The organism is Thermoplasmatales archaeon (genome assembly GCA_014361195.1).
Classification (GTDB): domain Archaea; phylum Thermoplasmatota; class E2; order UBA202; family JdFR-43; genus JACIWB01.
Map to the genome: position 1 here is coordinate 123,444 of JACIWA010000003.1, position 23,085 is coordinate 146,528.

Genomic DNA, 23,085 nt, shown 5'->3' on the forward strand with positions numbered 1-23,085 from the left:
GATATTAAAATTTTTTTGATTTAAAGTTAAATAATGTAGTTAAATTTTGTCACCCCAATTTTCACTCTCTTTTTTAAATCTTAAAGCATCTATTAAGCCATGAGCATAATTTATGCACCCAAAAGCGGTAAAATAATCTTTTTTTTCCAAATAAAATATTGCATCTTCATAATATCTCTTTGCCATATCAACTATCTTAGCATCTTCTACTTTCTTGCAATTTTCTACAAATAAGGCTATATCTTTCTTTATTCTTTCCTCTATTTCCATATTCTTACCTCACCCCCTATCCTATTGCATTTTCCTAATATTATTTCTTTTACTTTTTCACTACATTTTACTTTCAAATTAGCATTTACATCTATAGAAAAATCCAAAACATTACTATTCTTACATATCCAAGAAATGAAGGATTTCTCATTTTTTGGAATACATATCTCTAAATAAGAAAATGGTAAAGAATTTTGTAATTCATCTATAAGCAAATTTATGTTTTCTCCAGTCATCGCGGATACCGGTACAACACCAAAATTAAAATTTTCTTTAACAATTTTTATCTTTTCTTCCAGCTCAATTTTATCTATTTTATCTATTTTGTTCATAACTATGATTATTTTTGGCTCTTCTTTCAGCATATAAATTTCCTTGAGAGAAGTATTTATTTTTTCCGTCATAGATTTTTTGTCGTCGGATGAATCCACAACTAAGAGAATTAAATCAGAGAAGGAAATTTCCTCAAGAGTTGAATGAAAAGCACTTATTAGCCAGTGAGGCAAGTCTCTTATAAAACCAACTGTATCTATTAAAAGAATTGGAAGAGAATCATTTAATTTTTTTGTTTTTGTAGAGAGTGTAGTAAATAATCTATTATCTATTTCAACATCTCCACCAGTTAATGCCTTCAAAATGGAACTTTTGCCAGCATTTGTATAACCAGTTATTGATACAACATAAAAACCTTTTTCCTTCCTCTCCTTCCTCATCAAACCTCTTTCTCCCTCAATTCTTTTCAATTCCTCTTTTATTTTTTTAATCCTCCTCTTTATCATTTCATAATAATCTGCAACCACGTATTCTCCTCCTCCTAAAAAACCAGGCCTCTCTTTTTCACTAGTTCTATGAAACAGTTCTCTCACAAAAGGTTTTTCATATTGCAACTTTGCTAGATTGACTTGCAATTTAGCCTCCTTCCTCTTTGCTCTTTTTGTAAATATCTCGAGAATCAATCTTATTCTGTCATATACCTCAATTCCTAGGCTTTTCTCCAAATTGTACCATTGAGAAGGGCGCAGAGAATCATTTACAAAGGCTATTTTAATATCTCTCTCCCTTACATACTTCTTTATTCCTTCTATCTTCCCCTTTCCAATATAATAGGAAGGATCTTCCCCTTTCTTTTGTATGAAAACCTTATCTATTTCATAGTTCAAGGATTCAACAAGAGAAATTATCTCCGATACATCCTCTTTTGTAGATATTACAATTCCTTTCACACCTTTTAATAACATTTCAAAATATAAACTTTCCAGTGGAAATGAAGGGGTGTGGGTAAAAGCCGATAATACTTAAAAGATGATAACAAAATGATAATAATCTAAAAGCTGATAATACTTCCTTTAAAATTTGCTAAATTCACTACCACTGGCTTTGCAGGATCAGGTAATAAATTCATTGTCCTCTGATAATCTGTTTGCTTCTGCCATGCGGATGCGTTCACCAAAATAACTCCTCTATAGCTCTCTATACAGGAAACATGCACATGTCCTGTAACAAATATATCTGGAACAATATCCACAACTAAATAATCTTCTCTTTCTGGAGCTAATGATGTTAAACCCCCATAAATTGGTGCAAGATGCCTTCTTCTAAGCATTTCCCTCATTATTTTTGTCGGATTATTCTGATTTAATCCTGGCAAAACTGATGCAAAATCTTGAATTGACTGACCGTGATAAGATAGAATTGTTGCATTGCCAATTTTTAAATAACATGGATTGCTAACAAAAATAAAATTTTTTCCCTCAAAAAATTGCCTTATTTCCCTTTCTAGGGGTGGTTGAGGGAGGGGCGGGCGCACCGCATCATGGTTGCCTGGTTGCAAAATTACTTTAATATAGGGGGGAAATTGAGAGAGCTTTTCAGAAAGACACTTATATTGCTCAAATATATCTTCTATTTCTAAGTCCTTTTCTTGATTTGGGTAAATGCCAATCCCTTCAACAAGGTCGCCAGATATAATTACATATCTAATTTTCCTCGCAACTTCTTTTTGTCTTTCTGTGCCGTTTTCACCGTTTAACCATTTTACAAAATGATTCCATTTCTTTTCTAAAAAGTTTTTACTTCCAACGTGTAAATCTGAAATGAATAGAACATATTTTTCCTCATCCAAAAAATTCTTCCTCCCCTCAATTGGAATCTCAGGCCTTACAATGTTTTTTGCAATAAAAAGGTCCTTGTTTTTTTTCCCATTAATCCCTATCACTTCATCATTCATTATTGAGGAATCAACATCTTTCGGAACATACACAGAAATTGAATCTTCATCATCTTCAATATCTAAAATAAATCCATTCTTTGCTTGTCTTATATCTCTGATAATCCCTATTATTGAAACATCTTCCTCTCCTCTTTTTTTAACCCTCTTTATATTTAAACAACCTCTCATCTCTTGCCTTCTTTTGATTATTTCTCTTATTTTAAAAAATCTATCTTTAAAAAGCTCTAAAAAATCATCTACTTTCCCAGAGCAGTTAGTTTTCTCGCCCAACTCTTTTATTATCTTAAACTCCTCCTCTTTTATTTCCCTTTTCCTCTCCTCCCTTTTTTCTATTTGCTCTTTCCTTATTTCTTTAAAAAGCTCATTTAATAAATCAACAGAAATTGCCAAAGGCTTTTCCTTCATATTTGAAATTTTTTCCAAGCAATCGAGAGGATCAATCCTCTTCTTTAAAATAAATTCAATCGCCTCCTGCTGTATCAGAAAGCCGTTCCTCTGAAAGAAATCAACGATTTTTGCTTCTTCCATTTAGCCAGCATGGAAATGCCGTGGGTGGACGCAAAAAGCAGACAGAGATTTACCCATGCTTATCTCAACCCCGCACCCCTCTGAGCATCAACAGTCTTGGACCGGACTGCTCCCTTCCGGGCCTGGCCCATTCTTCCAAGTAAAGACAGGCGGACAAATCCTCCAATTTGCCCACCTATCACCTTTGACCCCAGAGGACGAGGCCTCATCGTTCAGCAGTGGATCTATGCCTGCGGTTTGCGCCGCCCCACTGGCTTCGGCCCCAGCGAAAGGCGGTTTCTGGTTACAGGGGACGCCTAACCCCCCGGCCTATTCCATGCCTTTAGCCAAAAATAAAATAGATGAGATTAATAAATTTATGGCTTTCTCAAAAGCAAAAACTGACATCTAAAGAGGCGGTAAAATAACCATACCATTGATGCGGTTTGAAAAGCGACATCTCTAGCAAATCTCCAGAAAAACATTTCATATTTTTCCAGATTACCCCAGTAATAGCCCGCATAATAAGCATCTTTAACGACATAAATTGTAGCGATAACAAAAATCGCAATCATAATTATATCCACATAAAAAAACCATCTCTGCCATTTTCTTTCCATAGATAGTTAATAAAAAGAAATATTAAAATTTTATCCAAAAAGTTATAAGGGCATCATTTTATTAATATTATGCTGATAAATGTTTCTCCTTCTTGGATATACTGGCAAGGGAAAATTCAAAAGGTTAGTGAGCTTCATACTCCTTATTTTCTCCTCCTTTTTCCAGATAATGCAAATGTAGAGGAAGAGAGGAAAAGGCTTGTTGAAGCAATTCAGGGAGATGAAAAAATAAAAGGAATGGGGGAAATAGAAGAATACAATTCTTTCTGGGATTTTGAAAAGAAGAGAAAAGTTATGAAGGTATATGTAAATCATCCTTCTCAAGTACCAGAAGTGAGCGATAAATTATTCAACCTTGGTTTTTATACAGGAGAGCATGATATACCATATCACGAGAGGGTTTTAACTGATTTAGCATCCCAAGGCATATGGATTTTTGATACAAAAGGGAAGGAAAGAAAAATAGATGTAACTGTCTATGATATAGAAATAACAAAATATGGACAGAGGGATGCACCAATTGATATTATAGGTTACTCAAATCTTAACATATCTTTTGTTTCAAACAGCAATTTGCAAAATGAAGAATTCTTCTTTCAAATAACTGATATGCCAGAAAACGAAGAAAAAATCGAGCAACTGATTGCTAATGATGAGAATGAAGAAATAAAAAATTTGTTGAAATTTTGTAATATTGCAAGTAAATCAGATATAATAGCGGGACATAATATACTTGGCTTTGATAATTTACAGATAGAATCAAGAATAAAAAATTTATTGCAGAAATCAAGCATTCTTTCTGATGATGAAATAAAAGATTTTAAAAATTTTGTTGATAAATATACAAGAAGAGACCAATCTTTTCATTTTGGTGTTGCGACTGATACGACAATATTTTATCCATCAAGTTTTGATACATATCTTGCATCGAGAAAATTCTACTCTCTAGAAGATTTTAGCCTAGAAGGAGTTGCAAATTTTTTAGGCGTTGGAATAAAAGATAGAATAATTGTTTCATTGGAAGAGATGACTCTGGATGAAAAAACAATTAAGTATAATGAGCAAGATGTGATTGAAGAGGTAAGAATTTTTTTGAGCCTTGTTCAGCAGGGTTTGCCGTTGGCATTTACAACAGGTATGCCTTTTGAATTGCTTTTTTCTGCTGGTGCGGTGAAAATGTGGGACTATATGGCAATGATAAGGGCTTCATATCATAAGAAGATCATGCCTCCTATATGCAGGGTTTATGATATTGCAAAAAAGATAAGTAGCTATGGAAGCACTAAAAAAGAAATTGCGGAAAAAGTAAGGAAAGAAGGAGCTAACAAGGATATAATGAGAGTTGTTAAGTATGGCGAGGAGATGCCTGACTGGGTTGAATATCCATTTCTTATATGTGGAGAAAATAATGAAATTGCCTACCATTTTCCAGGCGGAATGACAATCAAGCCAGATAGAGACGCAAAAAGCCATTTTATTCCATGGTTTAAGGTAATAGTTGCGGATGTTGGAGCAATGTACCCAACAATATTGAGGGCTTTAAATGCGGGCGCAGACACTGTTGCATTAGCGGATGGTGAGCCAGATGAATGGGTTTGGCTGAAAAAGGTTCCTGAGAAATTTATAAGCAATAGAAAAGCGATTAAAGAAGGAGGAGAGGAATTTGTTGATAGAGGATTTCTTATAGGGGTAAAGATATCAAAAAATCCAGGTGTAATAAATCTTGCAATGAGAGGAATGATGGATTTTATAAGGAGGATAAAGAAAGAAATGAAGGAAAAAGAAGGAAAGGAAAAAAAGAGATTGCAGATGATGTATCAATCATTGAAGGCGGCGAGAAATGCGGGCACACATGGTATATTATCCGCTCCTATGGTTGCATGCAGGCAGTTCAATCTCTGGGGAGCTGCACTTATAACGACAAAAGGGCAAGAAATTTTGTATGATACACTTCGCACTCTCACTCAAAGAAATGCAAGAGTTGTTTATGGGGATACAGATGGTATATATGTTGCATGCTCCCGCTCAGCCTCTGAAAAGCTGAGAAAAGCTCTAGATTGCGAGAATGGTAAAGAGGATTGGATTTTGCATCCATCAAAGGTTTATGAAATTATAGAGGAATGTAACAGAAAATGGAGGGAAAAATTAAAATATGAGGAATTTGAGCTTGAAGCTGAGGAATATGAGGCAATGATATTTGTTAAGCATAAAAACTATTTGATTTTTGATGTTGAAAATGAAAAGGTAAAGATGATAACAAAAGGAAACAACTTTAAAGGAAGCGATAAGCCAGATATAGCAAGAGTAATTCTGGAAGATATAATGATAAATGTAATCAAGGAAAATTTAAGTTGGATAGATGAAGAAGCGGCGAGAGAAAATGTAAAAAACTCAATAAAAAATGTTACAGTAGAGAAAATAAAAAGTCTAAATATAGAAAATTTTGATATAAGTGCATTTACTCTTGTTCAATCTGTCCAACCTCACAAAAGATATAAACCAAATTTAAATGGTACTTTATCTGTTTATGGGGAGCGCTCCGCGGCTCTTGAAAAATTGATTGGAAAAATAAATGCGAGAAGAAAATTTAGATTTGTTATAACAAAAAAACCTTTGCCAGGTATAAGAAAACCAACAAAGAGTGGATTGAAACCAATACATTATATGTATCCATTAGAGCTTTTGAAAGATAGAAATGAGATAGATATGGAATGGTATAGAGAAATGATTAAAAATTTTGTTGAAGGCGCATTTGGATTGCCAAATATTGATTTTAAAAATCAAAGCGGGCTGGATAAATGGATGTAATCAAGAATAAATTAGAATGTATTTTTTTCCCTTTATATCCTCAACAAGTTCAAAAATTAGAGAATATTTTCCGCTTTTTATCATAAAACCTTCGTTGCTAGTAACCCATCTATCCTTTTCAATTATTCCTTTCCTAAAATATATATTGTTTAGCCATATTACTTCCTCACTCTTTCCTTTTATCTTATAAAATATGCAATTCCCTTCACCAACTATTTTATCTTTTTTTTGAGGATTGAAACCAAAGGCAACAAAATCAACTTTTTCAGATAGAAAAAAATCAATTTTTCTCCTATCCCCACTTAAATCAGATGGATTATAAACTTTTCTTGAATTTCCACTTGCAATCAATATTTCAAGTTGGGATAGGGCATCATTTATCTGCCTTTTAACATCATTTTCCGCTATACCAATTTCAGCTTTTCTCCAGGACAAATAAAAGATTGAAATTATGACAAATGAGAGGATCAAGCTTATAATCACTCTTACTGGAATTGTAAAACCTTTCTTATCCATTTTTTTCCACCGTTGCCTCGGGTGGCCATAAATCCGCTATTGGCATTGTGGGGGGCGTTATTGCAAAAAATAATGTTTTGAATGAAAAGTTAATTTCCCTATTATAGCCTATAACACTTTTAGTAACAGGATTTTCCACTGTTTCGTTTCTCCTTTTTAAAACTTGATTTTCATAGCCAAATAATTGGTTTGGGATGCTTTCATTTGAATCAAGAAGTGTGAGGCTATGGCTACCTTTTATTTCCACATACCATGAATTAATTGTAACAACCCACGGGGTTATAGGTGTTGGAAGGAGTGGTAAACCAAGTGGAAATAAGCATGTATTTTTGAAAACTTTTTCTTGAAAATCAGGATCACAATCTACTCCTATTGATATGCTTTCATTCCACTCTCCCTTTATTTTCATATCTAATAAACCAATGTTAAGAAAAGAAAAATCGATTTTTAAATCTTTTAATTTTTTTAAATCCATTTCTTTGCCAATTTTATCCTTTACTTTATTGGAAACTTCTTCATCCAAATCTAATGTTTCGCTCAAGCTTTTTTCTATGCTATCAAGATACCATTTCACACCCTCTAAAATGGCTTTTGCTCCAGCACTCTTATATAAATCTCCTTCTTTGTAATACTCTTCTGTGAAAGAGTAATAATTTTTTTTATTTTCCCTGAATTTCTGTAGCAAAAATTCTCTCTCCATATTTATTGAATCAATATTTGGGATATTATTTGCATCGATATTTTCTATCATCTTACTTTCATATTCTTTTTTATCTTCTTCAATCTTTTCCAGAATCCTTTCCAATTCTTTGAAAATCTCCCCTCCATTTTTAAGCCAACTGACATCAACCATCTCATCTAATTTATATTCTCTATCAATATATTCATTTTCCCCATTTAAATTAATAAAGCAATTTTCTCTGAAATCTACAAATTCATTTACGAATAACTTTAAAGCGGTTTCAAAATTATCATCTTCATGAGACTTTTCTCTGCAATCCAAGATTTTTTTATGAAAAACATCCTTTATATCATGCTCACTCATAGGAATTCTAAATTCAAATTCCCCAGATGCGTGATGAGTAACAGTGTATAAAACAGTTTCATTTTTTCCTCTATCAAAATACTCATAATATTCCTCTCTCCTAAGCTCAAATTTTACATTTTCGCTATATGGCAAAGAAGGCAAATCCCCTTTTTTGAGCTCCTTATCCACCCATTTTATTTCTCCTTCCCAATTGCCTTCCCCTACCCTTTCTCCCTTTTTAGTTCCTTCATACCATTCATTAAAACTCTTTACAATTTTTGCTCCACCTAAATTTACTCTATAAACATTTTCTACAGTTTCATTTATTTTTTCTAGAGTAGCGGGATTTTTAACTGTTGTGTTGAGAGAAATGCCAATAAAGAGATATTTTTTACCCTTTTCCTCAAATTCATACCCCTTATATTCGGTTTTATTGTTAAATTCTCCAGTTGACAAATTATATACATAAATTCTTTCATATAGCAGCTCTTGAGCAATTTTTAAAACAGGATTTATTTTTTTATCATCATTCTCAATTTTTTGCTCATTTTTCTTAATTTCAGAAATTCCTTCATTATAGACTTTTTCCTTATCAAACTCACAAAAATCTTTGAAAAAATCTTCTACTAGGGGCTCATCAAAAGAAAATGAATCATCTAGAAATAATTTTCCCAAATTTACAGTCGTTTTGAGCACAGAAACAATATCCACACTATTGAAAATTAAAAATTGAATGATTACCATGCCCAGATTTGTTATTGGAATAAGCCATCTATTGCTAACTATATTGTTTATCCCCCCTCCTCCATATTGAAGCAATGCTCTTATTTCAGTAATACCTTCTCCCATTACTGTAACAAATGTCATCAACGGTTTAAACTCTCCCGTTAAATTATTCTCATAATCTATAGAAAGCTCCATCAACAAAGGCAGGCGAGATGGAATTATTGCGGATATACTCAATTCTTTTTCATATTTCTTATCTTTCTCTAAGTCATGTATTTCAATTTTCATTCCATCAACAATTGTCTTCCAGTAAATTGTATATTCTTTATCATTTACGCCCAAAAATTCTACATTTCTGTCCAATTTCATCCTTATGTCATCTAACCTTATATTTTCATAGGATGGTTTTTCAATGACATTTATTGCATAATCTCCCACCTTATATTTATCATTTTTAAACATTTCTTCAAGATATTCACTCAGTGTATTATTAATTAAATCTCTTACCCAATTTTTGTTATATTTCATTATTTTCTCTTTGTCTAAGCTTTCAAAATATGGATCGCTTCCACCATATTTTCTCGCCAATTCATAATCTATTTTTTCATCATCTTTTGGCAGATAAAATACCGGATTTTCTCCTAAAACTTTCATTGCTTCAAGTCCCGCATATCTTAAAATTCTGACCATTTCCTGTTCAAAGTTTAATAAAGCATATTTTAGCGAAGAAGATTCCAAACTTTCAACATGCCTTGAAGAATATTCCTTTTGTAAGTTTGAGATGATTGAAGATGTAAATATGGCTCCCAATAGAAGAAAAACACCGAGCAAAGAAAATGGTATTCTCCCTTTATTATCCATTTTTCACCTCCATATAAATAGAGTAACTTCCGCCCTACAAAAATCAATTCTCTTAACAATTTTACTTATTTCCCCATAATACTCATCAATAAAGTCATTTAATCTCTCTTTCACAAATTCGACGATTTTATTGCGTGCATAATCAAACTTTTCTTCCAATTTTTCAAAAGATTCTTCCATCATTTGCTCAAACAGCTCCTGAAATTTCTCTTCTATAAATTCGCCCAAAAAACTATCTAATTTCAAAATATCATTATCAAAAATCCCTGATTTCTTTACAGTTTCATTGAAAATAAAATCACAGATATTTTCTCTTAAACTCTCAAATAAATCTTTTAGTGTTTCATCTATAAAATCCTCTATAATTTCATTCAAATATTCCTTAATTTTTTCCTTATCAATTTCATTCTTTATTTTTTCTATCTGAAGCCCAATAGATGTTATAAAGGAAGGAGGCATCATAATCAATAGACGAGATGAATAAACACCTTTATCAGGAATTTCATCTCCAACGCATATTTTTCCTCCAAAATCTAACCCAATTATGGGTTGCCATACCGCAGTAAAATTGAATTTATATCCCTTTAGATTTTCCCTAAAAAATTCCTCAATCTCTTCTTCAAGATTCCTCTCAAAACCTTTAACAAAAAAGTTAAAATTTTTTCCTTCACATCTTATCTGGCATAGCAGGCAAGTTGAAACAAGCTCACCATAAGATAAATGAAGCGATTCCTTGCCCAAAAATTTTTTTATTATCCCCTCAACAAACCCCTTCGCTTCTAAATCAAATAAAATATACTGGAAATCATTTGTATTACTGCTCAAAAAAGTATATAATGCCTCATTCACCCTTTCCTCATTTTCCTTTTCCTCATAAATGCTCGCCATCTTCCCGCCAAAGAGGGCGGGCGCCAGCACCATTGCTGATATAGATACCATTATACAAAAAATGATGGCATCCTGCATTATTGAAATTCCCTTTTTTCCTAATCCCATATGATCACCGTTACCCATCCATAATCTATTTCCGCATCGTTCAGCATGATAGGCATTGATTTTGAAGCAGAGATTGCATTTTTTCCTTTCTTTTCTCCTATTTCAAAAATTTTATTTCTAACCTCAACTTTTAGAAGAAAATCTCTCTTTATAATGCCCTTCATTTCTTCATAATTTTCGTTTTTAATTTTTTTGGCATCAATGCAACCATTCCTAATCACTGGACTGTTTTCATTTGTCAATTTTTCAAGCAAGTAATTTGCATCCGCATATCCATCTATACTCCTGACCATTTCTTTATAGGAGAGATATACACCTGCTATTAAGGAAAAAAATATTGCAAGAGCCATCATTACTATCAAAAGAGAAGGAAGAGCAGTAAATTCTTCAGATGCCCTTTTATCTCTTATAAATGAGAACATATTCCTCACCATAAATTTCCATTTTTTCTATAAAAACTTTTTCTTTTGGATAAATTATCATCTGCTCATATGAAAAAAACTTTATTGATTTTGAAAGATTCTCCGCCAAATAATCTTTTGGATTAGAATATCCTAAATCCTTGTATCTCTCCTCCTCTATAAATTTTTTTAGCTCCTCACCGCTTTTCCAATCCCAATTGTCACAACGAGGATAAATCTTTATCAGCAACTTTTTATTAACCTCTATATTTTTCCTTATTCTTCCATCATTCCTTATAACTCTTATATAATCCGTGGATATGCTCACCTGATAACTAAAATTTTTATCAAGAAATGTAAAGGTTTGATAGCTTGGAAAACTATTGAGATCAACTCCATATATTGCTGATGCAAAATTTGATGCAATATTTTTTATCTCCGCTTCTTTTATCCAATCATTGTAGAATGCAAATCCAGCAATACTCAGAAGAAGAAAGGAAGTGGCTAAAAAAAGGCTAAATTGAGAAAGCAACCAGGATATATCTCCATTATTCCCCAACCTGTATTTCAACATATTTCTCCCCGTTCTTTTTCAGCTCGAGCGTTAGAAAATTTTTTCCAGGGTAAATCTTTTGATCGCATCTCAAATTTACATCTGAATATAAAACCCTGTTTTCATTCCATTTCATAACTATTCTAATTGATTTATCTCTTATTTCAACAAAACTAACATCTTTTCCTATATTCACCTCCATTGATTTCCTTGTGCCCTCCTCTGCCTGCGCCGCCATCAGATTTGCCTCGCTTATAATTTTTCTAATTTCTTTCTCTGCCTCCTCTATTCTATAATTCCTCCAGGTTTTATATAGGGCAAAAGATATAATTGAGATGGCAAGGGATGCGATAATAATCATGATAAGATATTGAACTGGTGTTTCTAAAATCCCTTTATTTTTCATTTAATCACCTTTCTTCCAAATGTAAGAATTATGAAAATTCCTCCGATTATTGCAATAAAAGGAGGTGAGGAAACAATATTTTGATAACCCAGAAAAACCATAATTGCTACTATTATTAAAAGCAATCCAACCCCAAAACTTGTTATTTCAATCGGTAATATTATTCTCTCCAGCCTTTTTGTTGATATCTTATTTTCTATTTCCGCCAATTTCTTCTCCATTTCCTTAAATTTCTCATTTTCTTCTTCAAGAAAAACTATTGGCTTAGCTCTCTTAATTTCTTTTGCCTCTTTTTTCTCATAAAAATTTACATTTTCTCCAGATAATCTTCTCTCTATTGCATCTATTCTTTTATCTAGTGCTTCAACATTTTGCTCTATTTTTAAAATCCATCCTCTTATTTCCGCATCTTCTCTTGTATATTTTCTCTCCTCCTCTTTTTTCTTGACTTTCATTTTCTAACTACCTTTATTTTTTCAATACCTTCATACTTTTCATAACCAATAGCTCTTACTTCTATACTTAAATAACCTTCATTTTCTTCAAGATGGGGCATAAAAGCAATTACCGCCTTTCCATCTATAGTTTTTTGAGATGAAAAATTTCCTAATCCCTTAATTATTACATTTGCACCGCTAATTGGCTTAGAATTTTCATCAACCACAGTTACTTCTATTAAAATTTCTTTTCCATCAAATTCGTAAATGTCTTTGTCCCAAGAAACAATTAGTGAAGGAGATGGTTTAAGAGTTCTAATATAAGAGACAACAATAAAAAGAGCAAATAAGCCAATAGCCAGGCTAACAATGAATTTCAGAGGTAAATCAATTGTTCCAGAAGAATTCATTCTACGATGAAACTCTTAATATTAATATGCCTTCATCATCAACAAAGCTCTGATAACCAGATGCCTTTACCTCTATTCTCATGTAAATCTCTTCTTGATTTTCCTCAAGTTTTGCACCCTTGATGTTTATTTTTGCAACCCCAGTTGCATCTGTTTTGTTACTTCCTGCGGTCCCCGCCCCACTGATTGTGACTGTTGCACCACTAATTGGCTTATTGGTATTTTTTTCATATACTTTTATCTCTGCGGTAAAATCAATGTTCAGCACCCTTTCCATTCCTTTCGCTTTTACCCTCACCAAATAACCTTCGCCACTGATCACATTTCCACTTCCTGTGATCTTGGTACAGGTTGCTTCTATTGGCTTATCAAATGTTATATATTTCATCATTGCGAGAACTGCTGCAAGAACTGCAACTGCAATTACAACTATTATTATCAGATACATTGGCAAACCTTCTATCCCCCTTTTATCTCTAAACAAATTCCTCCCTTTCCTCATAAAAGTATATACAAAAATTATTTATAAATTTTTTTTTAATCAACTCGCCTAAAATTGCAAAATACCTAAAATTTAGGTAAGCCGAAATATTTTTAAATATTCATAAATTTCAGAGCCGTGGAAATACCTCTTGTTGATTTAGAACCTGGAAAAGAAGGAATAATTGCATCCATAGAAGGAGGTTTTGGCCTAAAGAGAAGAATAAGGAGTATTGGACTAAGAGAAGGAAAAAATTTAAGGGTAATAGCATCTCATCCCTTTGGTGGGCCAATAGTTGTTGAGGTAGATGGAAGGGAAATAAGTATTGGAAGAGGAATGGCAATGAAAATATTTGTTGAGATAAAATGAAGATAGTTTTAATGGGCAATCCAAATGTTGGAAAAAGCGTAATCTTTTCTCGCCTCACTGGAGCAAATGTAGTAGTATCCAATTATCCTGGCACAACAGTTGATTTCACAAAAGGGAAAATGAGGCTAGAGGGAAAAGAGGTTGAAATTATAGATGCTCCTGGCACATATTCCTTAACTCCTTCAAATAAAGCGGAAGAAGTTGCAAAAAAAATTATGGAAGAAGCAGATTTGATAATAAATGTTGTTGATGCAACAAATCTTGAAAGGAATTTATTTCTTACACTGGAAATTATTGAAGAAAAAAAGCCGATTGTTGTTGCCTTAAATCTATGGGATGAAGCAAAACACAAAGGAATTGAAATAGATTTAAAAGAATTGGAAAGGCAATTGGGTGTGCCTGTTGTTGCAACGGTGGCATTGACTGGAGAAGGAATAAAAGAATTGGTAGAAAGAATTAAAGATGCGAAGGTTAAGGAGAGAGAAAAGACAAGCGATGATGAAAAATGGGTTGAGATAGGAAGAATTATAAAAAATACTCAAAAAGTAAAACATCGCCACCATACTTTAAGAGATAGATTATCTGAGCTATCAATAAAACCACTCACTGGATTGCCAATAGCAATTTTTGTTTTAATTATCTCCTTTTTATCAGTAAGACTTCTAGGAGAAACTTTGATAAATTATTTCTTTGATCCAATTTTTTGGTTCTACAAGATATTTGTGATGAAAATAAGCAATTTTTTAGGAGAAGGAATAGTCCACGATATCATTGTGGGAAAATTAATTGATGGAGAAATAGATTTCATGCAATCCTTAGGGATAATTACAACAGGCTTGTATGTTCCTTTTGGTATTGTTCTTCCCTATATATTTTCCTTTTACCTAATTCTTTCAATACTTGAAGACACTGGCTATTTACCCCGCCTCTCTACGCTATTAGACAATATTTTCCATCGTTTAGGAATGCACGGCTCGGGCGTAATACCTCTTTTTCTTGGCTTGGGTTGCAATGTTCCTGGTTTGCTATCTACAAGAATACTTGATACAAAAAAGCAGAGGTTTATAGCAATAACTCTTATAAGCATAGCAATTCCATGCATGGCACAGACCGCAATGATCTTCGCTCTCTTAGGGAGATATGGAATAAAATATATAGCAATAGTTTATTTAACCTTGGGAGCAATCTATACTACTGGTGGTTTGCTTCTAAACAGATTTTTAAAAGGAGAAAGTATTGAAATATTTTTAGAAATTCCTCCTTATAGGCTACCAAGCATTTCCTCAATCTTCAAAAAAACATGGATTAGAATAAAATGGTATCTTTCAGATGCCCTCCCATGGCTTTTCACAGGTGTTTTCATAACAACTATCCTCTACTCTTTAGACCTATTTTCAAAAATCTCGAGCATATTCTCTCCATTTATGAAACCCATATTTGGATTACCCGGCGAGACAGCTTTCCCATTACTCATAGGATTTTTTAGAAAAGATCTGGCGGTTGGCCTCCTGATGCCCCTCAACCTCACCGCCCCTCAAATGGTGGTGGCGGTGACCGTGCTTACAATTTATTTCCCGTGTGTTGCGTCTTTTGCGGTTTTATTTAAGGAGCTGGGAAAGGATGCAATAAAGACAGTGGCAATAATGCTATTCACTGCACTTTTTGTTGGATTTATTATGAAGACAATACTTATTTAAAACCCCATGATATTTCATTTATGAAATTTCTCCCATTGTTCCTAACCTTACTATTTATAACCCCAATTAATTATGAATTGCCTTTAGAGGGAAATAGTGTTTATAGTAATGCTTGCAGGTATAATATTCAGGGATGGATATATGTTCATATAGAAGGCGATGCCTATGAGCGAGGTTATCAGCATGGCTATTTATTGTATGCAGAAATAATAGATATGATTTATAGATGGAGCAATATTATTCATAACTGTCCATTTATTATTAAATATTTACCAGTTGATGTAAATTCATCAAGATATGAGGAAATATCAGAAAAATGGTGGGAGGGGTGTAAAAAACTTTCGATGAGAATATTTTGGCCATATTATCCAGAAGAATATAAGGAAGAAATAAGGGGAATAGCGGATGGGGTAAAAGCAAGAGGAGGAAAAGTATATGGGAAGGAAGTGACATATGAAGATATACTAACCCTCAATGAAATGTATGAACTGATGAGCATATTGACGAATTTTCCAAAAGGATTTCACCTTTTAAAAGATATTTTTAATCTCTTTTCTTTTTCTAGCAGAGATTTCTATGAATTTGCCCTCTCATTTTATCCAATTCATCATTGCAATGGCTTCGCAGCGGTTGGGAATGCAACAAAAGATGGAAATATTGTTATAAGCGATAGTGTATGGTGCGGGGGATGGTGGTATAGCTATTATATTGCACAGAGATGGAATGTAATACTTGATATAGAGCCGAGCAATGGCCATCGTTTGATTATCTCAACTTCTCCTGGTTATATATGGAGCGACGAAGATTTCTGGCAAAATGATGAGGGCATTGCAATGATTGAAACAACTTTCATACAAGGAGTTTTTAAACTGAGAGGTTTGCCTCTTGCAGTAAGGGCAAGAATGGCTATTCAATACGGAAGCAGTATAGACGATGTAATAAAATATCTTCTTGAAGGAAATACGGGTGTAATGAATGCTCAATGGCTTATAGCGGATGCAAAAGAAAAGGAAATAGCACTTTTTGAATTCGGCCTCTATCATTATAATATCATAAGGAAAAAAGATGGGTTTTTATGGAGTGCAAACAATCCTTTTGATTTCAGGGTGAGAAGAGATATCATAGGATATGAAGTTCTTAAAGCTCCTCTATTCAGGCTCGCTCACATTTTGTTTAATGCAACTGGCTACCAGTATTACACCCTTTTTTATACACCTTCAGAAAGAGATATAAAATTTGAAGAACTTGGAAATCAATATTATGGTAAAATAGATGCAGAAGTTGTTAAGAAAATAATGTCCTCTCCTCCAATAACTGATTTTACAACAGATTGCAAAATAACAGACGGGAATTTAATATTTAACAATTCTCTATGGGCATTTTTTGGAAACCCTATATATGTATGGAACACATCTTCATTGAGCAAACTGAAAGGTGTTGTGGATGTTCCGCCCGCTGGATGGGTTAGAATTGATGGCGTTGCTTATAATTTCTCTCCAAATTTTGAAAAAGGGGCGAGTGGTAAAGGAAGGGAAGGAAAATTGTTATGGGCATTTGAGTTTGGCGAGAAGAATCATGAACATGCAAATCTTAAAAGCGATGGGAAAAATGTATATGGATATTATGGCAGAACATTATATGTTTTGAATGAAAATGGTAGCTTGATAATGGAGAAAGATTTTGGTGAAGAAATAAATGATTTAGAGATAAAAAATGGAATAATATACGTTTCAACAGATGAAAATTCTTACTCATTTTCAATTGATGGAAAAGCTTTATGGAAGGGAGAAGGAGGAAAGGATATTGAGATAGGTGATAGGGTTTATACAAGCAATGAACTGATAAAATACAAGGATAAAATATATTGGGTAGAGGGAAATAAAGTTTATTGCGATAAATGGAGCTATGAAGCAAATGGAAAAATTTTATCTTTGATGGTAGAAGATAATGTGTATGTTGGGGCAATAGATGGGATTTATTGCTTGAATAAGGATGGAGAAATGAAATGGAAATATACCACTGGATGGGGTGTTATAGATATAGATATCGGGGAAGAAATTTATTCCGCCTGCTTAGATGGAAATTTGTATTGTATTGGTAAAGATGGAGTGATAAAATGGATTTTTACCACAAATGCATCTCTTAAAGGAGTTGAAGCATATGGAGATAAAGTTTTTATTTCTTCAACAGATGGAAGATTTTATGCCATAAATAAAAGTGGAAAAGTTGATTTCAGCTTTTCACCCTCTCATGAAATTCAAGGTTTGTATAACTATATCACAACTCCTATATCAAAACCTGTTGCAATAGATGGTAAGATAATTTTTTCCGCAAACGGAAAAATATATTGTATGGATGCTGAAACAATAGAAATTTTAAATAAAGAGAAAAGGAATGGATCGCCATTCATAATTTTAATTGCAATAATTGCCATCCTCCTTATAGCCATCTTTTTTATCAGGAGAAGAAAATAAAATTAAATATCAATTTAATTTACATTTGTGGAAAGAAATGAAATAAGGGTAGCAATTCTTCGGATGGAAGGAACAAACTGCGAGGAAGAAACTCTCAATGCTTTTCTTCGCCTCAAAGTAAATGCGGAATATGTGCATCTCAAGGAATTTGAAAGCGGAAAAAAGAGCTTGATGGACTACCAGTGCATATTTTTGCCAGGCGGTTTTTCCGCGGGCGACTATGTGAGGGCGGGCGCAATATTTTCATCTCGCCTTAAAGCGAGTGTTTTCAGGGAGCTTGTAAGATATGTTGATGAAGGATATGCAATTGCTGGAGTTTGCAATGGATTTCAAGTACTTGTTGAACTGGGTCTTCTTCCTGCTCTTAATGGAATAAGTGAGGAGCCAGAAGCATGTTTGGCAACAAATGATTCAAATAGATTTGAGTGCAGACAAACTTTGCTGAGGCATGAAGGGAATTGCAAGCTAACAAGGAACATTAAGAAAGGAAAAGTTTGCTTGATTCCATGTGCTCATGCGGAAGGAAAATTGATTTTTAAAAATGAAGAATATGGGGAAGAAGTCAATGAAAAGCAAGTTGTTTTTAGATATGTAAATTCGGAAGGAAAAGAAGATGCATACCCATTTAATCCAAATGGTTCATATGCAAATATTGCGGGAATAACAAATCCTCAAGGAAATATCCTTGGAATGATGCCCCATCCTGAGAGAGCTTTTTATAGGTGGCAAAACATTAATTGGCGGAGCGGGGATGGAAAAGGTATATTTGAAGGAATAATTAAGTATATAGAAAGAAGATGTTAAGAATAAGGGGTAATTTTGTGGAAGAAAAAAATAAAATGAGCCTAATCGAGGCATGCTATCTGCTTGAGAAAGGAAAGACTGAAGTAGCAATTGATGGAAAAAAAGTTGATTTTGAAGAATTTTTAAAGCACGCTACTTGTGTTTTCAATGATTTTGAAATAAAGTATCTAGTATATCGTGATTTAAGGGAGCGTGGCTATATAGCGGAAATTGGAGATGATTTTCTTTTATATGAGCGTGGAAAAAAACCACCTGCAGAGCCATCATTTATTGTAAAGGCAATTTCTGAAAGAGCAAGATTCAAAATAGAAGATATTGTTGATTGGCTTTCTAAATCTAATAAAAAAATAATAATCGGGATTGTTGATGAAGAAGGAGATTTAACCTATTACTCAGTTAAATTTTTTGAAATGAAAGGAGAAAAGAAAAAAGAGAATTATAAGGGCAATATAGTGGTGCTAAATGACAGAAGTGTTGTTTTTGATGAGCAATTGATAAAAAAAATAAGGAAAGAAGGCATCGGGAGGGATTTTGGAAAATATTCTCAACTTTCTTTAATGGAAAGTGCATATATGGCGAAGAATGGGGCAAATCTTATTAAAAATGGTGATCCAATATCTTTAAAGGATTTTATAAAGAATGCAAAAACTATTCAGCCAGATATAAGTGAAAGATTGAAAATTTATGAAGATTTGAAGAATAAAGGAAAGCTTCCCAAAACAGGATTCAAATTTGGCTCACATTTCAGGGTTTATGATGGAAAAATCGAAGAACATGCTCCATATCTAGTTCATGTTATAAAAAACAATTACACCGCAACATGGGCGGAGATAAGCAGGGCGGTAAGGCTTGCTCAGTCTGTTAAAAAGGAAATGATATTTGCGGTTGCTGGGAAGGAGATAAAATATATAAGAATAAAAAGAATTACCCCATAAATGAAAAAAATTGCAGTATTTATTATTGCATTTCTCATGCTACCAAGCTTTGCTCATTCAAAAATTGATAAGAGAGAAATAAAGGTTGCAATTTATGACTCAATTTCCCCTTCTGTTAGACTTGTAGAGAGAGCTTTTAAATATGCATGGGAAGAAGATGGAATTAGATATGAAATTTCTGCAAAAAGAATTGATTATAAGGATGTTGTAAATGATGGTTTGAAAGATTATGATATTCTTGTAATAGGGGCAAGCGGAAGGCAGTATTTTCATGGATTGAGTAAAACATGGAGAGATAAAGTTAGGGAATTTATAGCCAGCGGGAGAGGATATATAGGGATTTGTGGGGGAGCAAATATTGTTTCAAAAGGATATGAAAAACCAAAACATTTTTTTGATTTTATTATAAATTCAGGTTGCCTTAAAATAGTTGATGCATATATAAATGATGACCAAGATGAGGAATGGCAATATCTATGGAAAGAAATAGGCGATTCAAGGATACCTTTGAAAAATGAAATAATAGCTCCTCATCCAATTTTTGAAAATCTTTCATATCGATACATCACTTATGGTGGAGGCCCAGGAATGTATGGAATGAGAGAAGCAAAAGGAATTGCAATTTATGCGGACGAGCCGATGGAGGTAGCACCATTGCATTACTGGGTATGGTTGGGGAAATGGATTCCTTATAAAAAAATTAAAACTGATATAAAAGGACAGTACTCAATTGCTGAAACATTTTATGGAAATGGGAAAGTTATTGTATTCAGCTCCCACCCAGAAATACCATGTGGAATGAATGGAAGTGTTTATGAGTTTTTTGGAATCTCAATATATGGGGTTCCAAGATATGTTTATTCATGGGTTAATGGAAATAATACAAATATGAGCTATAATTGGTGGATATTGAGGAGGGCAATAGCATATACCCTATCTCTCCCTCTTCCTCCAATGGAAGAGCTATTTATTTACTTAAGATACTCAAGTGGGGAAATAATTGCATATGTAGAAAATGCGGAAAAAGTTATTTTTTATGTTGATGGTGATCTCTATGAGATTAAAAATGAACCACCCTTCAAGATATCCATAAATGACGGAAAAATGCATGTTGTAAAGGCGGTTGCTTTAAAAGGAAATGCAGAAGCATGGGATGAAATCACACTAAACACTTAACCTCCATATCTCATCTCCCAAATGATGAATATTTTCAACCGCTTTTCCCTTACCCTTCTTTTTTATCTCTTCCGCATCCATTAAAGCTTTACCCACCGCAATTGGATTACCTCTTGCATCTCTAACCCAGACCATATCTCCCTTTTTTATCTCCTCATCCATCTCAATTATTCCAGGCGCCATCACATCCGCCCCGCCCACTATATGCTTTATTGCGCCATCATCAACCGTTAAGTATTTCTTTTTTGGACTATATGCTCGGAAGCCCGCTAAATTCAAAAAAAGTCTTTCATCTATAAAGAAGGCAACAAATTTTTTATTTATAAGCAATATTTTCATATCTTTGAAATCTGCAATTTCTACCTCACCTTCTATTTTGCAATCAAGCTGATTTTCTATTTCATCAAGAATTTTTCTCGCCTCTTTTTTTCTTAAAACATGCCTATTCTTAAACATTAAAATTAATTTTCTCAAAATTTAAATACTTATTTCTCATAACAGAACATGCTTGAAGGTAGATGCATAAGTTGCGGAAGAGGACTAACATTAGAAGGGCATTCTCAGTTTCCCTGCCCGGAGTGCGGGGCATTGATAAAGAGATGCAGGAATTGCAGAGCTCTTTCTGCAAAATATAAATGTAATGAATGTGGTTTTGAGGGGCCATAACATGGGAAAAGTAGCGGTAAAAATAAAATTAATGCCATCTGATATCTCAATAAATCTGGAAGAAATTAGATATCAAGCGGAAAAAATCATGCCGGATTATGCAAAAATAGTAAGGCATGAAATAATTCCTGTAGCATTCGGATTGAACGCTCTGCTATTAACAATTATAATGCCTGATCAAAGTCCTGATGAAGTAGTTGAAAAACTGGAAAAAATAGAAGGAGTAGAGAGCTTAGAAGTTGAAGAAGTTGGTTTGATTTAAATATTTTCCTTCCTAAGTAATTTATCATATTTTAGATAGGGAATTAGCAATATTATCCCTATTATAAAACCCCCTAATATAAATCCTATTATAACCCACAAAAGCTGTTTCTCCTTTGCCTTCCTGTAATCCTTGTTATCTATTAGAGTGTTTATTTCCTTTATATTGGTTCTTATAATGAAGTCAGTTACTCCAAAAATTATGAAAATTATTCCTACAAGTAATATTAGGGTAACTACACCTATTACTAAAAATATTATTGCAAATATGAGCGCTATTATTCCCGCAACATTATTCAAACTTTTATTGTTTGTGCTTCAGGTGGAAGTTCCATGATGTAATATATTAAAACATATTTATATTATTTGGTTAATCAATTAATGCAATGCCTTTTTATACCTTTCTTCTATAAAATTTTCATGAAAAGGGTAAGTGTTAGAATATATGGAAAAGTTCAGGGGGTTTGGTTCAGGGCTCATACAAAAGAAATGGCGGATAAACTTGGCTTGTGTGGGTGGGTGAAAAATATGCCTGATGGGAGTGTATGGGCTGTTTTTGAAGGAGATGAAAGGAGAATAGAGGAAATGATTGAATGGTGCCATCACGGCCCTCCTCTTGCAAGAGTAGAAAGAGTGGAAATAAATGAAGAAGAGCCAAAGGGTGAGAAAGATTTCAGAATAAAATATTAGCCAATTTCTAGCCCCATTTTTTTAATTTTTTCCTCAATTCCTTCTATTCTGCCGTGTAAATAAACTTTTCTGCAATGAGGTGTTGCATCCTTCATCTTAAACAAAATTTCATCATTTATTTTCACATATTTAGGGGCAATATGTCCAAAAGCAACATTTTTTTCAATAGCAATTTCACTGAAGCGCGGAGCATAATGCCCGCCCCCGATTCCTATCGCAGAAAATGCCTCTTCCTTAGCTTCGGAAAATTCAAGAATCGCCTCCGCCACCGCCTGGCATGCTTTTTCATCATTCCACTCCTTTCTTGTGCTCCCTATCTCGATAAAAAAAGAGGGTTTTTCAAGATATGGGCCATGATGTGTTGCTTCATAGCAAACTTCATAACTTTCGAGATTTTTTTCTTTCAGAGTTTTAATCGCATTGAGCATAAGGAAAGGGTTGCATTTGATTATCTCTCCATTTTTTCCACCATATTCCGCATTTCCAAAGTTTCCTATAGCATGCACGCTTAAAGTTTTTTTATTTTGAGACGATGAATGGCGAGATGCAAAAATTATTGTATCCACTCTATATCCTTTCTCCTCTATCTCCTTATCAATATTATCATGATATATGTGCAAATCATCTATAAAGTAGAGCAAAAAATCTTCTGAAATAAGCAATCCTTTCTCCTCCCTCCATTTTCTACTTCGCAATATAAATTTTGAAATGTTGATGCTTGCCTCATCTTCTTTTGAGAAAATTATACAGAGCATAGGAGAATA

Annotated in this window: 25 protein-coding genes, 1 other RNA gene and 1 pseudogene; 10 read left to right on the forward strand and 17 right to left on the reverse strand. The window is 33.5% G+C overall.

Going from position 1 to position 23,085, the window contains the following annotated elements; genetic code table 11:
- Positions 1-39: 39 nt before the first annotated feature.
- From H5T44_03125 to H5T44_03145, 5 genes are all read right to left on the reverse strand, one after another.
- On the reverse strand, positions 40-270 hold the full coding sequence (locus tag H5T44_03125; protein ID MBC7081220.1) for a DUF357 domain-containing protein: 231 nt from the start codon (positions 268-270) through the stop codon (positions 40-42).
- On the reverse strand, positions 261-1,493 hold the full coding sequence (hflX, locus tag H5T44_03130) for a GTPase HflX (GenBank protein MBC7081221.1): 1,233 nt from the start codon (positions 1,491-1,493) through the stop codon (positions 261-263). Before hflX ends, H5T44_03125 begins: the two co-directional genes overlap by 10 nt.
- Positions 1,494-1,594: 101 nt before the next feature.
- Complete coding sequence (locus H5T44_03135; protein ID MBC7081222.1) at positions 1,595-3,028, reverse strand: DNA-directed DNA polymerase II small subunit; 1,434 nt, start codon at positions 3,026-3,028, stop codon at positions 1,595-1,597.
- A 7-nt stretch (positions 3,029-3,035) separates the two neighbouring features.
- Positions 3,036-3,348: signal recognition particle sRNA (gene ffs / locus H5T44_03140), an RNA gene on the reverse strand.
- A gap of 36 nt (positions 3,349-3,384) precedes the next feature.
- Positions 3,385-3,627 carry a hypothetical protein gene (locus H5T44_03145; GenBank protein MBC7081223.1) on the reverse strand — a complete coding sequence of 81 codons (243 nt, stop codon included), beginning with the start codon at positions 3,625-3,627 and terminating at the stop codon, positions 3,385-3,387.
- Between the two features lie 69 nt (positions 3,628-3,696).
- On the opposite strand from H5T44_03145, the gene H5T44_03150 reads away from it, so the two are divergent.
- Positions 3,697-6,435: a DNA polymerase elongation subunit (family B) gene (locus H5T44_03150; GenBank protein ID MBC7081224.1), complete on the forward strand. Its 2,739-nt coding sequence runs from the start codon at positions 3,697-3,699 to the stop codon at positions 6,433-6,435.
- Here the strand turns inward: H5T44_03150 and H5T44_03155 are convergent, their stop codons facing one another.
- Genes H5T44_03155 through H5T44_03195 form a run of 9 tightly spaced genes read right to left on the reverse strand, consistent with a single transcriptional unit; the run spans position 6,436 to position 13,270 of the window.
- Entirely contained in the window at positions 6,436-6,951 is a 516-nt protein-coding gene (locus H5T44_03155) for a hypothetical protein (GenBank protein ID MBC7081225.1), read from the reverse strand. It abuts the gene before it with no gap.
- Entirely contained in the window at positions 6,944-9,565 is a 2,622-nt protein-coding gene (locus H5T44_03160) for a hypothetical protein (GenBank protein ID MBC7081226.1), read from the reverse strand. The genes H5T44_03155 and H5T44_03160 overlap by 8 nt, the downstream gene beginning before the upstream one ends.
- Before the next feature lie 3 nt (positions 9,566-9,568).
- The gene (locus tag H5T44_03165; protein ID MBC7081227.1) at positions 9,569-10,561 is read right to left on the reverse strand and encodes a hypothetical protein; all 993 of its coding nucleotides are present in this window, start codon (positions 10,559-10,561) and stop codon (positions 9,569-9,571) included.
- Positions 10,552-10,992 carry a hypothetical protein gene (locus tag H5T44_03170; GenBank protein ID MBC7081228.1) on the reverse strand — a complete coding sequence of 147 codons (441 nt, stop codon included), beginning with the start codon at positions 10,990-10,992 and terminating at the stop codon, positions 10,552-10,554. The genes H5T44_03165 and H5T44_03170 overlap by 10 nt, the downstream gene beginning before the upstream one ends.
- Positions 10,961-11,533: a hypothetical protein gene (locus H5T44_03175; protein ID MBC7081229.1), complete on the reverse strand. Its 573-nt coding sequence runs from the start codon at positions 11,531-11,533 to the stop codon at positions 10,961-10,963. Before H5T44_03175 ends, H5T44_03170 begins: the two co-directional genes overlap by 32 nt.
- Positions 11,511-11,921: a hypothetical protein gene (locus H5T44_03180; protein MBC7081230.1), complete on the reverse strand. Its 411-nt coding sequence runs from the start codon at positions 11,919-11,921 to the stop codon at positions 11,511-11,513. The genes H5T44_03175 and H5T44_03180 overlap by 23 nt, the downstream gene beginning before the upstream one ends.
- Positions 11,918-12,376 carry a hypothetical protein gene (locus H5T44_03185; protein ID MBC7081231.1) on the reverse strand — a complete coding sequence of 153 codons (459 nt, stop codon included), beginning with the start codon at positions 12,374-12,376 and terminating at the stop codon, positions 11,918-11,920. The genes H5T44_03180 and H5T44_03185 overlap by 4 nt, the downstream gene beginning before the upstream one ends.
- Complete coding sequence (locus H5T44_03190; GenBank protein MBC7081232.1) at positions 12,373-12,768, reverse strand: carboxypeptidase regulatory-like domain-containing protein; 396 nt, start codon at positions 12,766-12,768, stop codon at positions 12,373-12,375. The genes H5T44_03185 and H5T44_03190 overlap by 4 nt, the downstream gene beginning before the upstream one ends.
- A gap of 1 nt (position 12,769) precedes the next feature.
- Entirely contained in the window at positions 12,770-13,270 is a 501-nt protein-coding gene (locus H5T44_03195) for an Ig-like domain-containing protein (protein MBC7081233.1), read from the reverse strand.
- Between the two features lie 117 nt (positions 13,271-13,387).
- On the opposite strand from H5T44_03195, the gene H5T44_03200 reads away from it, so the two are divergent.
- Genes H5T44_03200 through H5T44_03225 form a run of 6 tightly spaced genes read left to right on the forward strand, consistent with a single transcriptional unit; the run spans position 13,388 to position 20,704 of the window.
- Positions 13,388-13,618 carry a ferrous iron transport protein A gene (locus H5T44_03200; protein MBC7081234.1) on the forward strand — a complete coding sequence of 77 codons (231 nt, stop codon included), beginning with the start codon at positions 13,388-13,390 and terminating at the stop codon, positions 13,616-13,618.
- Positions 13,615-15,315, forward strand: coding sequence for a ferrous iron transporter B (locus H5T44_03205; GenBank protein MBC7081235.1), 1,701 nt, complete (start codon positions 13,615-13,617; stop codon positions 15,313-15,315). Before H5T44_03200 ends, H5T44_03205 begins: the two co-directional genes overlap by 4 nt.
- 20 nt (positions 15,316-15,335) lie before the next feature.
- Positions 15,336-17,789 (forward strand): PQQ-binding-like beta-propeller repeat protein, encoded by a 2,454-nt coding sequence (locus H5T44_03210; GenBank protein MBC7081236.1) that lies wholly within the window; start codon positions 15,336-15,338, stop codon positions 17,787-17,789.
- Between the two features lie 27 nt (positions 17,790-17,816).
- Positions 17,817-18,593 (forward strand): phosphoribosylformylglycinamidine synthase subunit PurQ, encoded by a 777-nt coding sequence (gene purQ / locus H5T44_03215; protein ID MBC7081237.1) that lies wholly within the window; start codon positions 17,817-17,819, stop codon positions 18,591-18,593.
- A complete protein-coding gene (endA, locus tag H5T44_03220; protein MBC7081238.1) occupies positions 18,587-19,528 on the forward strand; it encodes a tRNA-intron lyase in 942 nt (313 codons plus the stop codon). The genes purQ and endA overlap by 7 nt, the downstream gene beginning before the upstream one ends.
- Positions 19,529-20,704 (forward strand): hypothetical protein, encoded by a 1,176-nt coding sequence (locus H5T44_03225; protein ID MBC7081239.1) that lies wholly within the window; start codon positions 19,529-19,531, stop codon positions 20,702-20,704.
- Here H5T44_03225 and H5T44_03230 read toward each other — a convergent pair.
- Positions 20,693-21,160 (reverse strand): DUF1947 domain-containing protein, encoded by a 468-nt coding sequence (locus H5T44_03230; protein MBC7081240.1) that lies wholly within the window; start codon positions 21,158-21,160, stop codon positions 20,693-20,695. The two genes, H5T44_03225 and H5T44_03230, sit on opposite strands and share 12 nt — an antisense overlap.
- 48 nt (positions 21,161-21,208) lie before the next feature.
- Here H5T44_03230 and H5T44_03235 point away from each other — a divergent pair, with 48 nt between their 5' ends.
- Both H5T44_03235 and H5T44_03240 read left to right on the forward strand, forming a co-directional pair.
- Positions 21,209-21,370: a DUF1610 domain-containing protein gene (locus tag H5T44_03235; GenBank protein MBC7081241.1), complete on the forward strand. Its 162-nt coding sequence runs from the start codon at positions 21,209-21,211 to the stop codon at positions 21,368-21,370.
- A 1-nt stretch (position 21,371) separates the two neighbouring features.
- Positions 21,372-21,632, forward strand: a complete 261-nt coding sequence (locus H5T44_03240) for an elongation factor 1-beta (protein MBC7081242.1) — start codon at positions 21,372-21,374, stop codon at positions 21,630-21,632.
- Here H5T44_03240 and H5T44_03245 read toward each other — a convergent pair.
- Positions 21,629-21,966, reverse strand: a pseudogene (locus H5T44_03245) (hypothetical protein). The gene H5T44_03240 and the pseudogene H5T44_03245 overlap by 4 nt on opposite strands.
- A gap of 85 nt (positions 21,967-22,051) precedes the next feature.
- On the opposite strand from H5T44_03245, the gene H5T44_03250 reads away from it, so the two are divergent.
- Positions 22,052-22,321 carry an acylphosphatase gene (locus tag H5T44_03250; protein ID MBC7081243.1) on the forward strand — a complete coding sequence of 90 codons (270 nt, stop codon included), beginning with the start codon at positions 22,052-22,054 and terminating at the stop codon, positions 22,319-22,321.
- Here H5T44_03250 and H5T44_03255 read toward each other — a convergent pair.
- Positions 22,318-23,076 carry a transposase gene (locus H5T44_03255; GenBank protein ID MBC7081244.1) on the reverse strand — a complete coding sequence of 253 codons (759 nt, stop codon included), beginning with the start codon at positions 23,074-23,076 and terminating at the stop codon, positions 22,318-22,320. The genes H5T44_03250 and H5T44_03255 overlap by 4 nt on opposite strands.
- Between the last annotated feature and the right edge of the window lie 9 nt (positions 23,077-23,085).

Excerpts from the sequence above, each read along its gene's own strand:
- H5T44_03135 (MBC7081222.1), bottom strand. The coding sequence starts at position 3,028 with ATGGAAGAAGCAAAAATCGTTGATTTCTTTCAGAGGAACGGCTTTCTG.
- H5T44_03240 (MBC7081242.1), top strand. The coding sequence starts at position 21,372 with ATGGGAAAAGTAGCGGTAAAAATAAAATTAATGCCATCTGATATCTCA.
- H5T44_03185 (MBC7081231.1), bottom strand. The coding sequence starts at position 12,376 with ATGAAAGTCAAGAAAAAAGAGGAGGAGAGAAAATATACAAGAGAAGAT.
- H5T44_03190 (MBC7081232.1), bottom strand. The coding sequence starts at position 12,768 with ATGAATTCTTCTGGAACAATTGATTTACCTCTGAAATTCATTGTTAGC.
- endA (MBC7081238.1), top strand. The coding sequence starts at position 18,587 with ATGTTAAGAATAAGGGGTAATTTTGTGGAAGAAAAAAATAAAATGAGC.
- H5T44_03125 (MBC7081220.1), bottom strand. The coding sequence starts at position 270 with ATGGAAATAGAGGAAAGAATAAAGAAAGATATAGCCTTATTTGTAGAA.
- H5T44_03235 (MBC7081241.1), top strand. The coding sequence starts at position 21,209 with ATGCTTGAAGGTAGATGCATAAGTTGCGGAAGAGGACTAACATTAGAA.
- H5T44_03155 (MBC7081225.1), bottom strand. The coding sequence starts at position 6,951 with ATGGATAAGAAAGGTTTTACAATTCCAGTAAGAGTGATTATAAGCTTG.
- H5T44_03255 (MBC7081244.1), bottom strand. The coding sequence starts at position 23,076 with ATGCTCTGTATAATTTTCTCAAAAGAAGATGAGGCAAGCATCAACATT.
- H5T44_03145 (MBC7081223.1), bottom strand. The coding sequence starts at position 3,627 with ATGGAAAGAAAATGGCAGAGATGGTTTTTTTATGTGGATATAATTATG.
- H5T44_03210 (MBC7081236.1), top strand. The coding sequence starts at position 15,336 with ATGAAATTTCTCCCATTGTTCCTAACCTTACTATTTATAACCCCAATT.
- H5T44_03195 (MBC7081233.1), bottom strand. The coding sequence starts at position 13,270 with ATGAGGAAAGGGAGGAATTTGTTTAGAGATAAAAGGGGGATAGAAGGT.
- H5T44_03205 (MBC7081235.1), top strand. The coding sequence starts at position 13,615 with ATGAAGATAGTTTTAATGGGCAATCCAAATGTTGGAAAAAGCGTAATC.
- H5T44_03225 (MBC7081239.1), top strand. The coding sequence starts at position 19,529 with ATGAAAAAAATTGCAGTATTTATTATTGCATTTCTCATGCTACCAAGC.
- H5T44_03150 (MBC7081224.1), top strand. The coding sequence starts at position 3,697 with ATGCTGATAAATGTTTCTCCTTCTTGGATATACTGGCAAGGGAAAATT.
- H5T44_03250 (MBC7081243.1), top strand. The coding sequence starts at position 22,052 with ATGAAAAGGGTAAGTGTTAGAATATATGGAAAAGTTCAGGGGGTTTGG.
- H5T44_03160 (MBC7081226.1), bottom strand. The coding sequence starts at position 9,565 with ATGGATAATAAAGGGAGAATACCATTTTCTTTGCTCGGTGTTTTTCTT.
- H5T44_03230 (MBC7081240.1), bottom strand. The coding sequence starts at position 21,160 with ATGTTTAAGAATAGGCATGTTTTAAGAAAAAAAGAGGCGAGAAAAATT.
- H5T44_03165 (MBC7081227.1), bottom strand. The coding sequence starts at position 10,561 with ATGGGATTAGGAAAAAAGGGAATTTCAATAATGCAGGATGCCATCATT.
- H5T44_03180 (MBC7081230.1), bottom strand. The coding sequence starts at position 11,921 with ATGAAAAATAAAGGGATTTTAGAAACACCAGTTCAATATCTTATCATG.